Annotated in this window: 15 protein-coding genes; 13 read left to right on the top strand and 2 right to left on the bottom strand. The window is 33.4% G+C overall.

What is annotated here, in order from left to right:
* Positions 1 to 18: 18 nt before the first annotated feature.
* Positions 19 to 612 (bottom strand): ATP-dependent Clp endopeptidase proteolytic subunit ClpP, encoded by a 594-nt coding sequence (clpP, locus tag FC55_RS01855; protein WP_003700621.1) that lies wholly within the window; start codon positions 610 to 612, stop codon positions 19 to 21.
* 601 nt (positions 613 to 1,213) lie between these two features.
* Between clpP and FC55_RS01850 the strand changes: the two genes are divergently transcribed.
* The 13 genes from FC55_RS01850 (at position 1,214) to smpB (ending at position 16,587) form a co-directional block, all read left to right on the top strand.
* Entirely contained in the window at positions 1,214 to 2,242 is a 1,029-nt protein-coding gene (locus FC55_RS01850) for a sugar-binding transcriptional regulator (protein ID WP_003700620.1), read from the top strand.
* Between the two features lie 62 nt (positions 2,243 to 2,304).
* Positions 2,305 to 3,318, top strand: a complete 1,014-nt coding sequence (gap, locus tag FC55_RS01845; RefSeq protein ID WP_003700619.1) for a type I glyceraldehyde-3-phosphate dehydrogenase — start codon at positions 2,305 to 2,307, stop codon at positions 3,316 to 3,318.
* 105 nt (positions 3,319 to 3,423) lie between these two features.
* The gene (locus tag FC55_RS01840; protein WP_003700618.1) at positions 3,424 to 4,626 is read left to right on the top strand and encodes a phosphoglycerate kinase; all 1,203 of its coding nucleotides are present in this window, start codon (positions 3,424 to 3,426) and stop codon (positions 4,624 to 4,626) included.
* 52 nt (positions 4,627 to 4,678) lie between these two features.
* Positions 4,679 to 5,434, top strand: coding sequence for a triose-phosphate isomerase (gene tpiA, locus FC55_RS01835; RefSeq protein WP_003700616.1), 756 nt, complete (start codon positions 4,679 to 4,681; stop codon positions 5,432 to 5,434).
* A 113-nt stretch (positions 5,435 to 5,547) separates the two neighbouring features.
* Positions 5,548 to 6,873, top strand: coding sequence for a phosphopyruvate hydratase (eno, locus tag FC55_RS01830; protein WP_003700615.1), 1,326 nt, complete (start codon positions 5,548 to 5,550; stop codon positions 6,871 to 6,873).
* A 161-nt stretch (positions 6,874 to 7,034) separates the two neighbouring features.
* Positions 7,035 to 8,108 (top strand): DNA polymerase IV, encoded by a 1,074-nt coding sequence (dinB, locus tag FC55_RS01825; protein ID WP_003700614.1) that lies wholly within the window; start codon positions 7,035 to 7,037, stop codon positions 8,106 to 8,108.
* A 54-nt stretch (positions 8,109 to 8,162) separates the two neighbouring features.
* Positions 8,163 to 8,882, top strand: a complete 720-nt coding sequence (locus FC55_RS01820) for a response regulator transcription factor (RefSeq protein WP_003700612.1) — start codon at positions 8,163 to 8,165, stop codon at positions 8,880 to 8,882.
* Entirely contained in the window at positions 8,882 to 10,360 is a 1,479-nt protein-coding gene (locus tag FC55_RS01815) for a sensor histidine kinase (RefSeq protein WP_003700611.1), read from the top strand. Before FC55_RS01820 ends, FC55_RS01815 begins: the two co-directional genes overlap by 1 nt.
* Positions 10,361 to 10,426: 66 nt before the next feature.
* Positions 10,427 to 11,608 carry an MFS transporter gene (locus FC55_RS01810; protein ID WP_011476192.1) on the top strand — a complete coding sequence of 394 codons (1,182 nt, stop codon included), beginning with the start codon at positions 10,427 to 10,429 and terminating at the stop codon, positions 11,606 to 11,608.
* 179 nt (positions 11,609 to 11,787) lie between these two features.
* Positions 11,788 to 13,326 (top strand): ClC family H(+)/Cl(-) exchange transporter, encoded by a 1,539-nt coding sequence (locus tag FC55_RS01805; RefSeq protein WP_003700608.1) that lies wholly within the window; start codon positions 11,788 to 11,790, stop codon positions 13,324 to 13,326.
* 59 nt (positions 13,327 to 13,385) lie between these two features.
* Positions 13,386 to 13,622, top strand: coding sequence for a preprotein translocase subunit SecG (gene secG, locus FC55_RS01800; protein WP_003700607.1), 237 nt, complete (start codon positions 13,386 to 13,388; stop codon positions 13,620 to 13,622).
* Between the two features lie 72 nt (positions 13,623 to 13,694).
* Positions 13,695 to 16,094, top strand: a complete 2,400-nt coding sequence (gene rnr / locus FC55_RS01795; protein WP_003700606.1) for a ribonuclease R — start codon at positions 13,695 to 13,697, stop codon at positions 16,092 to 16,094.
* A gap of 25 nt (positions 16,095 to 16,119) precedes the next feature.
* A complete protein-coding gene (smpB, locus tag FC55_RS01790; protein ID WP_003700605.1) occupies positions 16,120 to 16,587 on the top strand; it encodes an SsrA-binding protein SmpB in 468 nt (155 codons plus the stop codon).
* A 35-nt stretch (positions 16,588 to 16,622) separates the two neighbouring features.
* Here smpB and FC55_RS01785 read toward each other — a convergent pair whose 3' ends face one another.
* Positions 16,623 to 17,126: an LURP-one-related/scramblase family protein gene (locus FC55_RS01785; RefSeq protein ID WP_003700603.1), complete on the bottom strand. Its 504-nt coding sequence runs from the start codon at positions 17,124 to 17,126 to the stop codon at positions 16,623 to 16,625.

Here is a 17,126-nt window from a genome sequence, read left to right as displayed (position 1 = left end):
TTTTTTATAATGTATTAATTATTTAATTTTCTTCTTATTCTTCATAATACCATCAATTAAACCATAATCTACAGCTTGTTGAGCAGTCATGAAATTGTCACGTTCAGTATCTTTATTGATAGTTTCAATATCTTGACCAGAACCGTCAGCTAAGATTTGATTAATTAACTTACGAGTCTTAAGAATGTGTTCAGCAGCAATTTGAATTTCAGTTGATTGTCCTTGAGCACCACCTAATGGTTGATGAATCATAATTTCAGAATTAGGTAGAGCAAAACGTTTACCTTTGGTACCAGCTGTTGCAAGGACAGAAGCCATAGATGCAGCCATACCCATAACGATAGTTTGAACATCAGCGTTAACGAAATTCATTGTATCGTAGATTGCTAAACCGGCAGAAACAGAACCACCAGGAGAATTAATGTACATATAAATATCTTTTTCAGAATCTTGAGCATCTAAAAATAGAAGTTGGGCGATGATAGCATTAGCCATGTCATCATTGACTTCACCAGATACCATAATAATTCTATCTTTTAATAAACGTGAATAAATATCATAAGCGCGTTCACCTTGTGAAGATTGTTCAATAACTGTAGGCACTAAATTCATAAGAGAAACCTCCTAAATAAAATTTATATTCTTGAATAATTTTAGCATTCAAGCTCTTATATTGCTAGTTTAGTACAAAGGTCAATAATGGTCAAATTTAAAGCCTTAATTAAATGAAAATAATTTTATTGCTTTTAAAGTTTATATGAAGTAAAATCAATAACGTTATTTAATTTGTGCTGTTAGTGTAATGGATATCACACAAGATTCCGGTTCTTGTAATCTCGGTTCGACTCCGAGACGGCATATAATTAATTTTTAAGCTGGTTCAGTGTTGAGCTGGCTTTTTATTTTATTATAAATAATGTTCGGATTTTATTGTTACAAAATAAAATTTAGAAATAAAAATTCCGAATATTTTGATATTATTTATAGAAAAGTTAATTTAATTAAGATTTAAAGAATTTATAAAGAAACGCTAAAATTAGAGAGTTTAAAGGCTTGCAAAATTTAAAGAATATTGATATACTACAAATGTAGTTGAGGTATAAGAACAGTTTAATGGTTAATTAATTGTTGTTGTACTTTTTCTTTTTAACTTAACTGGGTCGCTCGATGACACTGTTGGACGTCAAGAGTCCCGCAAGAAAGAGGACATAAAATGCGCGAGGAAGTAGAGTTGATTGAGTCAATCGTTCCAGATTTAATTGATGTTCTAAGGAAAAGATTCATTATCTTAAGAAATATTGATTGGTCTGAACCAGTTGGCAGAAGAGTATTAGCACAAACCTTGGGCATGAGTGAACGAGTTTTGCGGACTGAAACAGATTATTTGAGGAAGCAAGAATTAATTGCTTCAACAAAGTCTGGTATGATTTTGACTGCTAAAGGTAAAAGAACAATACAAGGCCTTTCCAAGTTGATGGACTCTTTATTAGGGTTACAACAAATGGAGAAAGAATTATCTCGATACCTAGGTATAAGAAACTGTTTAATTGTTTCGGGAGATAGTGATAGACAGCCTTTGATTATTGAGGACATGGGCAAGTTAGTAAATGATATTCTAGGTAAGGAATTGCCTAAGGGTAAAAATGTCATTGCTGCAATGGGTGGTACTACGATGGCCAAAGTTGCTACCTGTTTGACTCCCGAAATTGCAGTAGATAGAGATTTGACTTTCGTGCCTGCCCGTGGTGGTATAGGCGAAAGGTTAGATATTCAGGCGAATAATGTATGTGGCTTAATGGCCGAAAAAACTGGTGGTAATCACAGGACATTGTATGTGCCTGAACAGGTTAGCGAAGATACTTATCGTCCGCTTCTTAATGAACCCGTAGTACAAGAAGTTGTGAATTTAATTAGACAGAGTAATGCTGCTGTTCATAGTATAGGTGAAGCAATTAGTATGGCAGAGAGACGTTCGATGCCTAAAAATGTGTTAGCAATGCTAAAAGAGCGTAAGGCTGTGTCTGAGACTTTTGGTTATTTCTTTGACGATAAGGGGAAAGTTGTTTACAAGATTCCTAGAATTGGATTGCAACTTGAAGATCTCGCAAATATGGATTGTATAATCGCTGTTGCTGGTGGCAGTTCTAAGGCACGAGCAATAGCAGCATACATGAAGAACGCTCCTGAGAAAACATACTTGATTACTGACGAAGGAGCTGCTAAGATGATTTTAAAAGGGTAGTAATTCTATTACCTTTTAAAATAAAATAAAATTTTCATTTCCTAAAGGAGGAAATTTTAGTTATGACAACTAAAGTAGGTATTAATGGTTTTGGCCGTATCGGTCGTTTAGCATTCCGTCGTATTGCTGAAACATCTAAGGACTTGGAAGTTGTTGCTATCAACGACTTAACATCTCCAGCAATGTTAGCACACTTATTGAAATATGATACAGCTCATGGTCAATTTGACGGTGAAGTTTCTGCTACAGACAACGCACTTATCGTAAATGGTAAGGAAATTCCTGTTTATGCTGAAGCTGATGCTAAGAACATTCCTTGGGTTAAGAACGATGGCGTAGACTTAGTTCTTGAATCAACAGGTTTCTACACATCTAAAGAAAAGGCATCTGCTCACCTTGAAGCTGGTGCAAAACGTGTATTAGTTTCTGCTCCTGCAGGTGACATGACAACAATCGTTTACGGTGTAAACGACGATGCAATCACAGCTGATGACAAGATTGTTTCTGCTGCTTCATGTACAACAAACTGCTTGGCACCACTTGCAAAGGCTGTTAACGATGCATTTGGTATCAAAGCTGGTACAATGACAACAATCCATGCTTACACAGCTACACAAAAATTACAAGATGGTCCAGATCGCAAGGGTAACGTTCGTAACGCTCGTGCTGCTGCTCAAAACACAATTCCTCACTCAACTGGTGCTGCAAAAGCTATCGGTTTAGTTGTTCCAGAATTGAACGGTAAGTTAGATGGACATGCACAACGTGTTCCTGTAATTACAGGTTCCTTAACAGAATTAGTTGCAACTCTTGACAAAGAAGTTACAGCTGAAGAAGTTAACGAAGCAGTTAAGAAAGTTACAGAAAACAACCCATCATTCGGTTACAACGCAGATGGCATTGTTTCTTCTGACATTATCGGTACAACATTTGGTTCTGTATTTGACCCAACTCAAACACAAGTTGTAGGTAAGGGTGACGGCCAAGTTGTTAAAGTTGTTGCATGGTACGACAACGAATACGGTTTCACATCTCAAATGATCCGTACATTAGAAAAATTTGCTAGCATGATCTAATTTTAGTTTTTACTAAAATTGATTTGCAATGCAAGTTACTGAGGCGGGAGGAGGTTACTCCTTCCGCCTTTTATTTTAATTCTACTTTGGAGGTTTACTAAAATCATGGCTAAACTTATTGTTTCAGATTTAGACGTAAAAGGTAAAAAAGTTCTTATGCGTGTTGACTTTAATGTTCCTATTAAAAATGGAGTAATTGGTAACGACAACCGTATTGTTGCTGCTTTACCAACAATCAACTACATTATTGAACACGATGGAAAGGCTATTTTATTCTCACACTTAGGACGTATTAAGAAAGAAGAAGATAAGAAAGAATTATCTTTACGTCCAGTTGCAGAACGTCTTGCAGAATTATTAAACAAGCCTGTTACATTTGTTCCTGCTACACGTGGAGCACAACTTGAAGATGCTATCAACAATATGAATGATGGTGACGTTCTTTTAGTTGAAAATACTCGTTTTGAAGATTTAGATGGTAAGAAAGAATCTGGAAATGATCCAGAATTAGGCAAGTACTGGGCATCATTAGGTGATGTATTTGTAAATGATGCATTTGGTACAGCTCACCGTTCACATGCTTCTAACGTTGGTATTTCTGAAGCTATGAAAGCTGAAGGTAAGCAAGCTGCTGCAGGTTACTTACTTGAAAAAGAAATCAAGTTCTTAGGTAACGCTGTTGACAGTCCAAAGCACCCATTTGTTGCTATCTTAGGTGGTGCTAAAGTTTCTGATAAGATTGGTGTTATTAACCACTTATTAGGAAAAGCTGATAAAGTTATCGTTGGTGGTGGTATGACATATACATTCTACGCTGCTAAGGGTATCAAAATCGGTAACTCTTTAGTTGAAAAAGATAAGATCGAATTAGCTAAGGAAATTATGGAAAAAGCTGGCGATAAGCTAGTATTACCTGTAGACAACGTATGTGCAAAAGAATTTAACAACGATGCACCTAGTGAAGTTGTTGAAGGTGATATTCCAGATGGTTACATGGCTCTAGATATTGGACCAAAATCTGTTGAATTATTTGAAGATACTTTGAAAGATGCTAAGACAGTTGTATGGAACGGACCTATGGGTGTATTTGAAATGAGCAACTTTGCAAAAGGTACACTTGAAGTAGGTAAGTTCTTAGGTACTTTAAGCGATGCTACAACAATTGTTGGTGGTGGCGATTCTACAGCTGCTGTACAACAATTAGGTGTTGCTGACAAGTTAACACACATTTCTACCGGTGGTGGTGCTTCCCTTGAATATCTAGAAGGTAAGACATTACCTGGTATCGCTGCAGTTTCTGATAAGTAATTTAAGTTATAGAAACTAGGTTGAGGTTTAATTTCTGAAAGGATGATTTATTGTGCGTACACCAATTATCGCAGGTAACTGGAAAATGAATATGAATCCAGAACAAACTGCAGAATTTGTAAAAGCTGTTAAGGATAATTTACCAGCAGCATCTGAAGTTGAAGCTGTTATTGCAGCTCCTGCTGTTGACTTACCGGCATTACTTGAAAATGCAAAAGGTTCTGATTTAAAAGTTGCAGCTGAAAACTGCTACTTTGAAGATGAAGGTGCTTTTACAGGTGAAACATCACCAAAAGTACTAAAGGAAATGGGAGTAGACTACGTTGTTATCGGTCATTCCGAACGTCGTGATTACTTCCACGAAACTGATGAAGATATTAACAAGAAAGCTCACGCTATCTTCCGTAATGGTTTAACACCAATCATTTGCTGTGGTGAATCTTTGGAAACTCGTGAAGCTGGAAAAGCTGAAGAATGGGTAGCAAATCAAGTTACAGCAGCTTTGAAGGATCTTTCCGCAGAACAAGTTGCAAGCTTAGTTATCGCTTATGAACCAATCTGGGCTATCGGTACAGGTAAGACAGCTACTGCAGATCAAGCAGAAGAAATTTGTGCAGTAGTTCGTAAGACAGTTGCTGATTTATATGATGAAACAGTAGCTGACAAAGTACGTGTACAATACGGTGGTTCTGTAAAACCAGCTAACGTTAAAGAATTAATGGCAAAAGAAAACATTGATGGTGGATTAGTTGGTGGAGCTTCATTAGTTCCTGATTCATACTTACAATTAGTAAACTACAAAAACTAGTTTTTAGGATAAATTATTCATAAGTAATTGAATAATTTAGTAAAAACCCTTAAAATATCTATTAGAGAAGGAATTCTCAGTTAATTTTTATAAACTCAAAGGAGTGTAATTTAATGTCTGCAATTACAGAAATTTATGCACGCGAAGTTTTAGATTCACGTGGTAACCCAACAGTTGAAGCTGAAGTATATACACAAGATGGTGGTTTCGGTCGTGGAATCGTTCCTTCTGGTGCATCTACAGGTGAACATGAAGCTGTTGAATTACGCGATGGTGACAAAGATCGTTACATGGGTAAAGGTGTAACAAAAGCTGTTGCTAACGTTAATGATATCATTGCTAAGGAAATCGTTGGTTACGAAGTTACTGATCAAGTTGCTATCGATAAAGCAATGATTGCTTTAGATGGTACACCAAATAAAGGTAAGTTAGGTGCTAACGCAATCTTAGCAGTTTCTATTGCTGTTGCTCGTGCAGCTGCTGACGAATTACAAGTTCCATTGTACAACTACATTGGTGGTTTCAATGCTCACGTATTGCCAACACCCATGATGAACGTTATCAATGGTGGTGCTCACTCTGATAACAAGGTTGACTTCCAAGAATTTATGATTATGCCTGTTGGTGCTCCAACAGTTAAGGAAGCAATCCGTATGGGTTCAGAAACATTCCATCACTTACAAAAATTATTAGCTGCTGATGGTAAAGTAACATCCGTTGGTGACGAAGGTGGTTTTGCTCCTGACTTTGCAAACAACGAAGAACCATTAGAATACCTTATCAAAGCTATTGAAGCTGCAGGTTACAAGCCAGGTAAGGATATTGCTATTGCTGTTGACGTTGCTTCTTCCGAACTTTGGGACAATGATTCCAAGAAGTACAAGTTACGCTGGTCAACAGGTGAAGAATTCACAACTGAAGAATTCATCAAATATCTTGAAGGCTTAGTTGCTAAGTACCCAATTATTTCTATCGAAGATCCTATCGATGAAAACAACTGGGATGACTGGGTAACAATTACTTCTGAACTTGGTAAGAAAGTTCAATTAGTTGGTGACGACTTCTTCGTTACAAACACAGAATACCTACGTAAAGGTATCAAGATGGGTGCTGCAAACTCTATCTTAATCAAGGTTAACCAAATCGGTACATTAACAGAAACAATGGAAGCTATCGAAATGGCTAAAGAAGCTGGCTACACAGCTATTGTTTCACACCGTTCTGGTGAAACTGAAGATACAACAATTGCTGACTTAGTTGTTGCTACAAATGCAGGTCAAATTAAGACTGGTTCTATGAGCCGTACAGACCGTCTTGCTAAGTACAACCAATTAATGCGTATTGAAGATCAATTAACAGACTTGGTTGCTAAGTACAAGGGTATCAACTCATTCTACAACTTGAGTGAACAAGCTCGTCAAGACATCATTAACAAGTAATTGTTATGACTTAGAAAGAATGTGATTATTAATCACATTCTTTTTTTGTTTGCTAAATTGAATATTAACTTATATAATATAAATGATTTAAAGAGATAAGTAATTATCTCTTTTTGTTTTATATTTTATAGAACGTACGTTTTAAAGGCGGTGATATTAACATGGAGAAAAAAATTTTGCATATTGATATGGATGCATTTTATGCTTCTATTGAAATGAGAGATAACCCAGAGTACTTAAATAAGCCGTTAGTGATTGCTAGAAATCCTAAACATACTGCTGGAAAGGGAGTTGTAGCAACTGCTAATTATGTTGCTAGAAAATATGGAATTCATTCTGCAATGAGTGCTCAAAAAGCATTAGATAAGTGTCCTCATGCAATTTTTAAAACTCCTGATTTTGCTAAATATCGCCGAGTATCCAGTCAAATTCATACAATATTTCATGAGTATACTGATAAAATTGAAAATGTGGCATTAGATGAAGCATATCTTGACATTACAGAAAATAAGTTAGGTATAAAATCAGCAGTAGAAGTTGCCTGTAGAATTCAAAGAGAGATTTATTTAAAAACTAAATTAACTTGTTCTACAGGAGTTTCGTATAATAAATTTCTAGCTAAATTAGCATCTGATTACTCTAAACCATTTGGAATAACAGTTGTGACACCAGATGATGTACAAGATTTTTTATTTAATATGCCAATTAAGAAATTTAGAGGCGTAGGTAAAAAAACATTACCTAAAATGTATGAGGAAGGGATATACTATGGTATCGATTTATACAATAAGAAAGAAATAGACTTAATTAATAAATTTGGTAAAATTGGACATATATTATATCAACGTGTACGTGGTATAGATATGAGACCGGTTGAATGGAAACGAGAACGAAAATCTGTTGGCAAGGAGCGGACATTTGATCAACCTTTAAAAACAGTTGAAGAGGTTGATAGTCAATTAAGATTGATAGCTACAAAACTTGTGGATATAACGACAAGTAGACAAATTAGGGGAAAAACTTTAGTTATTAAAGTTAGAAATAATGATTTTGAAACGGTGACAAAGAGAACTACCCTTCAAGATTATATTCCTAATGATGTAGAAAATATAGTTTTTTATGGAAAACAATTATTTGAAGAAGTACAAGATACGGATATAGATGTTAGATTACTGGGTTTGACTTTGACAAACTTAGATACTGTAAATTTTGAAAATATGAGCTTACCTATTTAAAGTTTAATAATGATAGTGTAGCATATTACTTATAATGTAAGTGAGGTAATAAATATGAAATTACTAATGATTGAAGATAATAAATCAGTGTGTGAAATGATGTCCATGTTTTTTGAAAAAGAAAAATGGGATGTAGAATATGCTTATGATGGTATTTCTGCAGTAGAAAAATTTAAAGAAAAATCTGATGAGTGGGATATGATCACACTTGACTTGAATTTACCTGGAATGGATGGAATGCAAGTTAATGCTGAAATAAGAAAAATTTCAAGTACTGTTCCAATTATAATTTTGACTGCTAGAGATTCTGAAAGTGATCAGATTTTAGGCTTAGAAATGGGAGCAGATGAGTATGTTTCTAAGCCATTCTCACCAATAACATTAATTGCAAGAATTAAAGCTCTTCATCGTCGTGCTCAAATTTCTGCATTAGGAAGCAACAAACAGAACAAGGTAGATGATGATTTTGATGTTAAAACGGATCATTTTAAACTAAATTCTAGTACTAGGGAAGCTTACTTGAATGACAATAGAATTGATGGTTTAACACCAAAAGAATTTGACTTGTTAAGAGTATTAGCGAAAAAACCACGTCAAGTGTTTTCTAGAGAACAATTATTGCAATTGGTATGGGATTATGAATACTATGGTGATGAAAGAACAGTTGATGCACATATTAAAAAGCTAAGACAAAAAATTGAAAAAGTTGGTCCACAAGTTATACAAACTGTGTGGGGTGTTGGATATAAGTTTGATGATACAGAGGCAGAATAATGAAATTTATATATCAACAAATGCTGGCTTTTTTGTCTATTATAATTATTTTGTCTGGAACGTTAGCGATGGTCTTTTTTCATTTAACTAAGGAAATGACGTATGAAAATGCCTGGCAACAGATGCAAGGCTATGCTTATACCTTAAGAAAAGAAGCTCTTAAATTGACGACGGATAAAGCCGGAAAGACAATAATTGTATTGAATGTCTCACAATTAAAAGCTACAGAAAAATTATTATCAGCACAAAACACACATTTTACTATTTATACAAGTAGAACAGACGTGTTATATCCTGATAATTCAGTCATTCGTGAGAATAGAAGTATTAGTAAGGCTGATTGGAAAAAGTTGACAGCAGGTAATGTTGTTAAGAGAAAACAGGACTTTAGACCAAGAAAAAGTAAGAGTGAAGTAGATGGGTCGGATGTTAAAATAACGGATATTTACGCCCCTTGTTTTGATTATCAGGGAAATTTAGTAGCTGTTATTAAAGTAGGTGAAGACTTATCTAATATCACACAGAACCTACAAATTATAAGACGAAATGTAGTTTTGACCGTTGCCTTTGCAATTTTAGTAGGAGTTATTTTAAGTATCATAATTGCTCATTTCTTAACTAAAAAAATAGCTCGATTGAGAAATGCTACGGACCTAGTTGCTGCGGGAAATTTTGATGTGCATTTAGATACTAATGGTGACAGTGAATTGGATAAATTAACATTGGACTTCAATTCAATGGTACAATCATTGCGTGAATCAAATGAAGAAATAAAGCGTCAAGAAGAACGTAGACGCCAATTTTTTGCTGATGCAGCACATGAAATGAGGACACCGTTAACTACTATTAATGGGTTACTTGAAGGCTTGGCATATGATGCTATTCCTGAAGAAAGTAAAGAGAAAAGTATTGAATTAATGCGTAATGAAACTAAACGTTTGATAAGATTAGTAAATGAAAATTTAGACTATGAAAAAATTAGATCAGGACAAATTGAACTTTCCAAAACTGAGTTTGATGTTGTTCAAGTTTTAAATAATATTATTAAGCAATTAAGAAATAAAGCTGAACAAGTAGGAGATAAATTTGAATTGTATACACCTGATAAATTAATGGTTTATGCAGATTATGATAGGTTAGTTCAAATTATTTTTAATATTACACAAAATGCGATACAATTTACAGAAAATGGTGTAATTAGCATCTCTGCTGAAAAAGGAAATGAAGAAACAATTATTCGCATCTCTGATAATGGAATTGGTATGAACGAAGAACAATTAAGAAATATTTGGGAACGATACTATAAAGCTGATCCTTCAAGAAAAAATACCAAGTATGGCGAATCTGGATTAGGATTATCTATTGTTCATCAATTAATGCAATTACACCAAGGAAGCGTTACTGTTGAAAGTAAGGAAGGGAAGGGGACAACCTTTACTTTACGCTTTCCAAATAAAAATAAGTTAAGTAAAATTTAGATTAATTAAGGATACAGTTGAACAAGGAGGTTTGACTGTATTTTCTTGTAGAGGGGTGGAGATTTTTTGAAAAAAGAAATATCTTTATTCGCTGTATTGCTAGGCTCTTTTTGTACTAGCTTTGAAATGAGTTTTATTTGGCCATTAACAAGTGTTTATTTGCACGATAATTTACATATTTCACTAGCACTGGTGGGCTTAGTGTTATTTTTTAATTCTTTGGCTAGTGTAATTGGAAATATATTTGGTGGATTAGGATTTGATAAATTGAATCCATATTATTTATTGTTATTAGGCGGAGGAGTTACAACCTTATCCCTAGTTGTTTTAGTATTTTTCCACCAGGCTTTACCGTTTTCTATTTGTCTATTCTTTTTAGGATTAAGTGCAGGATGGAATGGAACTTTAATAAGTGCATTAGGTGCGATATTGAAGAAATATGACGGTAATTATGTGTTTAATATGATTTATTTTATCCAAAATCTTGGAATTGTTATCGGATCTTCAACTGTAGGGTTCTTGTATGATTGGAATATAAAGTTGCCATTTATAGCTGCTATGCTAATTAGTTTTGGCTTTTTGTTAGTTGTAATGATAGGATTTCGTGCATTGAAGTACGAAAATATACATGGTAGTACTCATAAACATAGTAAAGTTAAGGTTGTTTTACCAAAAATAAACATGTATTTAATCTATAGTTTGTTTGCGATGTTGTTGGTGACTTGGACAATGTATCAACAATGGGGAAGTAATGTTTCAGTATATATTACAAGTTTAGGGATACCATTTCGTTATTATAGTGTTTTATGGACTATCAATGCAGGATTAATATTAGTAATTCAAATTTTTATTGTTAGATTAAGACATTTAATAAAGAATAATTATATTCCAATTTATTTTGGTATATTTACTTTTGCATTATCTTTTGTAGTTTTATTTTTTGCTAAACAATATTATTTATTTGTCGTAGCAATGATATTACTAACATTTGGGGAAGCTTTAGCCTTTCCTCAAGTTCCAGTTATCATTAATCAACTGACACCAAATGAAGTTAAGGGTAAATATCTTGGGTTAGTTAATTCATTTGGTAGTGCTGGAAGAGCAATTGCCCCTTTATTTGGCGGATTGGTTATTGAAGGTTTTGGATATAGAAATCTATTTTTAATTGCTATAATTTTCAATTTAGCAATATTAATAATAGTGTATTTAGTTAGATTGAGAGTCGGAAATAATGTAAAAAGTTATTAATAGATAGTATTAAATTTAATAGAATATATAGAAAGTACAGGATCAATTTACAATAATTTATAGATTGATTCTGTATTTTTTTATGGTGATGTTGAAATATTAAGCATTTAGATTGTATTTGAAATAGTATATAATTAAATTTATAACATTATTAAATTTTTATTTTGAAGGGAATTAAAATGAAATTTGATACGAGTAGATTTATATTTATAGTTAAAGGATTATTAGTTGGAGCGGCAGTAGGAATTGTAGTTAGTTTATTTCGACTATTAATTGAAAAATTTTTAGTATTTATCAAGTTTTTGTTTATGCAAGCCCATAATAATTCAATCTATTTTATAATTTTAGCAATTATAATGTTGGTATCTTTAATAGCTAATTCTAAATTCATTAAGGATGAACCAAATATTAAGGGATCAGGTATTCCTCAAGTCGAAGGACAACTTGCTGGAGAATTGGAAATGAACTGGTGGTCTGTTCTTTGGCGTAAATGGGTTGGTGGAATTTTAAGTATCGGAATAGGCCTATTTTTAGGGCGTGAAGGTCCATCAATTCAATTAGGAGCAGCAGTAGGACAGGGGATAGCTGAAAGAACAAATCATCGCGGTTCTGGTAGAAGAATTTTAATTGCTGGAGGGGCTTCAGCAGGATTATCTGCAGCTTTTAATGCACCAATTGCATCAACATTATTTATTCTTGAAGAAGTTTATCATAATTTTTCTCCATTAGTTTGGACAACTTCTTTAGCAGCGGCAATTGCAGCTAATTTTGTTTCTTTAAATTTTTTTGGTTTAACACCAGTATTACATATGTCTTATAAATTAGCTTTTCCCATTCATTATTATATCCATTTAGTATTATTGGGAATTTTTTTAGGACTCTTAGGATATGTTTATCAATACTTAACCTTAAATATTGATAGATTCTATAAATTATTTAAATTTATCCCTAGTAATTGGTTAGCAATAATTCCCATAATATTATTATTTCCTTTAGGGTACTTTTTACCAGACACTTTAGGTGGAGGTAATAGTTTAATTCTTGAAATAGGTGGTAATATTCCGACGGTATGGCTACTTTTAGGTATCTTCTTATTAAGATTACTATTTTCTACTTTATCTTACGGTAGTGGATTGCCTGGTGGAATTTTCTTGCCTATTTTGACAATTGGAGCTACTCTAGGAGCTTTATATGGAGTTGTTGCAGCTCATTTTGGCTTATTGCCAGATAAATATATTGTTGACTGTATTATTTATGCCATGGCAGGTTATTTTGCTTGTATAGGGAAAGCACCATTTACGGCAATTCTCTTAATTACTGAGATGGTAGGTTCTTTGCATCATTTAATGCCATTAGCAGTCGTATCACTAACAGCATATACAGTTGTTGATTTATTACGTGGACGTCCAATTTACGAAGCGTTGTTAGAAAAATCTCTTAAACGTTATACACCACATCCAGATGAGTTTACAGATCAATTAGAAATTCCTGTATTTGCAGGTTCATATTTACAAGACAAACAAGTTAGAGATATAACATGGCCTAAAGAATGTTTATTAGTGGCAATTCAACGTGGGGAAAAACAAACAATCCCACATGGTGATACACTAATTAGAAGTGGTGATACTCTTGTAATTGAGACTGGAGATGCTCATCGTGCAGAAGTGGCAAGAAAAATTGGACATATTGCTAATGACATTTCCAACTGGAAAAACTAGTAAAGATATGTTAAATTAGAGTATATGTATTACTGTATAAGGAAAAGGAGGTTTTCCTTTTGTATAATGTGTTATTAACATTATTAGTTATTATCTCAATATTAATAATTATCGCTGTGATGATGCAGCCTGCTAAAAATGATAATGCTTCAACTGCTCTTTCAGGCGGTTCAAGTGAGTTATTTAGTAAGCAAAAACCACGTGGATTTGAAGCGTTTATGCAAAAAGTAACAACAATTTTAGGAATTTTATTTTTTGTGATAGGTTTGGCATTGGTTTATTTGTCATCTCACTAATTACTATAAACCTCCTGTTAATTTACAGGGGGTTTTTCTATACAAATTATTTAATAAATGACGAGGAATTAAATGGATAAAGAAAAATTACAAGAAAAGCTATTACAAATTTTTGAAGCTGAACCACAAAAAAAATTCCAAGTTCAAGATTTAGTTAAAGTTCTTGACATGGAAGGAGCAGGTCAATTCAAATTTGTAGTACAAGCTTTAGCAGATTTAGAACATAATAAGCAAATAAAATTATCTGAAGATGATACATTTAGTTTAATAGTAAAAGAAAGTCCTAAGACTTTTGAGGGAGTCTTTCACGCTAATGATAGAGGATTTGGCTTTGTATCAGTAGATGATGAAGAATTGGATGATTTCTTTATTAGTCCTACACAAACTTTAGCTGCATTGAACGGCGACCGCGTTGTAGTCGAAATGATCAGTGAAGGAGATCCTGAAATTAGCAAGCGTCCTGAAGGTAAGGTTATCGAAATTATTGATCATGCTCTAACACAAGTTGTTGGGGAATTTCGTGTTGATCCAGATGAAATCATGCCAGATGGATATATTGGAACAGTACATTTAAAAGATAAAAAATTATCTAATATCAAGTGCTTTATTGAAGAAAAGGGACTACATCCAGTACCTGGGGAAGTTATTTTAGCTGATATTACTTCCTATCCTACACAGACATTACCAAATATAATCAAGGCAGTAGCTGTTAAAGTTATTGGTAATGTTAACGATCCAGGAATGGATATTTTAGAAATTGTATACCAACACAATATTCCAACTGAATTTCCAGAAGAAGTGTTAGAACAAATTTCTAAGATTCCAGACTATGTTACAGAAGAAGAAAAGGTTGGTCGTGTAGACTTAACTGATCAAGATCTTGTTACTATTGATAGTATAGAATCTAAGGACTTGGATGATGCTGTAAATGTTTGGAAACTTCCTAATGGGAATTATCATTTAGGTGTACATATTGCTGATGTTTCACATTATGTAAAACCTAAAACACCTCTAGATAAAGAGGCTTTTGAACGAGGTACTTCTGTTTATTTAACAGACAGAGTTATTCCAATGTTACCTCCTAAATTATCTAATGGTATATGTTCTTTAAATCCACATGTAGAACGTTTAGCAATGACATGTGAAATGGAAATTAATGCTGATGGAGAAGTTGTAAATCATAAAATTTTCCCAAGTGTCATTAAATCAACTGAAAGAATGACATATAAGGCAATCAATAAAATTTTAGAATCTGATGATGAAAAAACTAAAGAACGTTATGCAGATTTAGTACCTATGTTTAAAGACATGGCTGAATTACATAAGATTTTAGTTAAAATGAGAAAACGTCGTGGCGCAATTGATTTTGATGCCCCTGAAGCAAAAATCATTGTAGATGAATTAGGACATCCAATTGATATTGAATTACGTGAACGTGGAACTAGTGAAAGAATGGTTGAGTCATTCATGTTAGCAGCTAATGAAACTGTTGCGGCTCACTATAATAAATTACATGTACCATTTGTATACCGTATTCATGAAACACCAACTCCAGAAAAAATAACAACATTCTTTGAAGCTCTTAATAGCTTAGGAATAGAAGTTACTGGTAGAAGTAATGATGTTAAACCTAAGATGTTACAAAATATCTTGAAGAAGGTAGCAGGTAAGCCAGAAGAAGCAATGGTGTCAACAATGTTGCTTCGTTCTATGCAACAAGCTAAATACTCACCTGATCCATTAGGACATTTTGGTTTAGCAGCCAAAGATTATACGCACTTTACTTCCCCAATTAGACGTTATCCTGACCTGATGGTACATCGTTTGATTAGATACTATAAAGAAAATGGTACATCTGAACAGGTTCAAGAAAAGTATCGTGACAAATTAGACGAAATTACACTTCACAGTTCACAAATGGAAAGACAAGCAATTGACGCTGAACGTGATACTGATGCAATGAAGAAGGCTGAATTTATGGCTGATAGAGTTGGAGAAACATTCCCAGCTGTAGTTAGCTCAGTTACAAAATTTGGAATGTTTATTGCGCTTGAGAATACTGTAGAAGGTTTAATTCATATTAGTGAAATGAAAGATGACTATTACGTATTCCTTGAGAAACAAATGGCATTAGTTGGTCGTCATTCTAAACGAACATTTAAGATTGGACAACCAATTGAAGTTAAGCTAATTAATGTTAATGTCGAACAAAAAGAGATAGACTTTAAATTAGAGGGTGTCAAAGACATTCCTAAGTCTGATTTATTAGAGGGTGTTGAATTACCTGAATTAAAACCACGTGATAATAATAAACGTCGTTTTAAAGATAAGGATAAAAAACGTTCACATGGCAATAAAAAGTACCATGGTAAAGATAAGAAAAACTTTAAAGGTGGACAAAAGCCTTTCTACAAAAATGGTAATAAAAATAGATTTAATCACTCTAATAAGAAAGGTCGACGTTCAAGATAAGTTTATTGATAAGGGTGTGAGATAAGTGGCAAAAAGTAAGCCTAAAGATAATGCTTTAGCACAAAATCGTAAAGCACGCCATGATTATAATATTTTAGAAACTTATGAGGCTGGAATTGCTTTAACTGGGACAGAAATAAAATCTGTACGTGCTAGCCGAATTAATTTAAAAGACGGTTTTGCGCAAGTTAAAAATGGTGAAGTTTGGCTAATGAATGTTCATATTTCTTTATACGATCAAGGAAATATTTTTAATCATGATCCTTTAAGAAATAGAAAGTTATTATTACACAAAAAAGAGATTAAACATTTAAGTGAAGAAACTCAGAAAAAAGGGATTACGATAGTACCTTTGAAAGTATATATCAAAAATGGATTTGCCAAAGTATTGATAGGTATCGCACAGGGTAAACATGTCTATGACAAGCGTGAGACAATAAAACGTCGTGATCAAGAAAGAGAAATAAGAAGAACTTTGAAGAATTATGGATAGAAAAAACTCGTTGAGCATTTGTTCAACGAGTTTTTTTATGAATAATTAACGTTAAGATTATTATTTAGTTCAGTTTGCTTAGAACGTGAAGGATTACGCATTTTAGCCCAATAGTCTAAAATTGAAGCGATGCATAAACATAACGGTTCATATTCTTTATGGGAGATTTCAAATTCTAAATAATTACCGCCGTCTGGAAGAGTTACTTCATGAATTTTCATAATGCAGTCTCTACCCTTAAAAACCTTATAGTTAAAAGTAAAGAGATTACCAAAAATAAACCAATTTAACTTTTTTACGAATAACATATCATGATTAATACCATAATACCTTCTAAGAGAACCAGCATAATGGCCATCTTCCAAAAATATAAATTTTGGGAAAAAACCTAGAGATTTTTGACGAGCTTCAGCTAATAACTTTCCTTGAATATCAAAAAGATTTATTCGACCTTGGTGTCCGCCAAGATGACCCGAAAGAAAGTAGATAATTTTTTTGTCTGAGTCTCTAAAAGTAAGTTGAGTTCCAATTTCAAACAT

The sequence above is a fragment of the Ligilactobacillus salivarius DSM 20555 = ATCC 11741 genome, assembly GCF_001435955.1.
In the GTDB taxonomy this organism is placed as follows: domain Bacteria; phylum Bacillota; class Bacilli; order Lactobacillales; family Lactobacillaceae; genus Ligilactobacillus; species Ligilactobacillus salivarius.
This window is presented reverse-complemented; position numbering and strand designations above follow the sequence as displayed.

Excerpts from the sequence above, each read along its gene's own strand:
- clpP (WP_003700621.1), bottom strand. The coding sequence starts at position 612 with ATGAATTTAGTGCCTACAGTTATTGAACAATCTTCACAAGGTGAACGC.
- FC55_RS01850 (WP_003700620.1), top strand. The coding sequence starts at position 1,214 with ATGCGCGAGGAAGTAGAGTTGATTGAGTCAATCGTTCCAGATTTAATT.
- gap (WP_003700619.1), top strand. The coding sequence starts at position 2,305 with ATGACAACTAAAGTAGGTATTAATGGTTTTGGCCGTATCGGTCGTTTA.
- FC55_RS01840 (WP_003700618.1), top strand. The coding sequence starts at position 3,424 with ATGGCTAAACTTATTGTTTCAGATTTAGACGTAAAAGGTAAAAAAGTT.
- eno (WP_003700615.1), top strand. The coding sequence starts at position 5,548 with ATGTCTGCAATTACAGAAATTTATGCACGCGAAGTTTTAGATTCACGT.
- dinB (WP_003700614.1), top strand. The coding sequence starts at position 7,035 with ATGGAGAAAAAAATTTTGCATATTGATATGGATGCATTTTATGCTTCT.
- FC55_RS01820 (WP_003700612.1), top strand. The coding sequence starts at position 8,163 with ATGAAATTACTAATGATTGAAGATAATAAATCAGTGTGTGAAATGATG.
- FC55_RS01815 (WP_003700611.1), top strand. The coding sequence starts at position 8,882 with ATGAAATTTATATATCAACAAATGCTGGCTTTTTTGTCTATTATAATT.
- FC55_RS01805 (WP_003700608.1), top strand. The coding sequence starts at position 11,788 with ATGAAATTTGATACGAGTAGATTTATATTTATAGTTAAAGGATTATTA.
- rnr (WP_003700606.1), top strand. The coding sequence starts at position 13,695 with ATGGATAAAGAAAAATTACAAGAAAAGCTATTACAAATTTTTGAAGCT.
- FC55_RS01785 (WP_003700603.1), bottom strand. The coding sequence starts at position 17,126 with ATGTTTGAAATTGGAACTCAACTTACTTTTAGAGACTCAGACAAAAAA.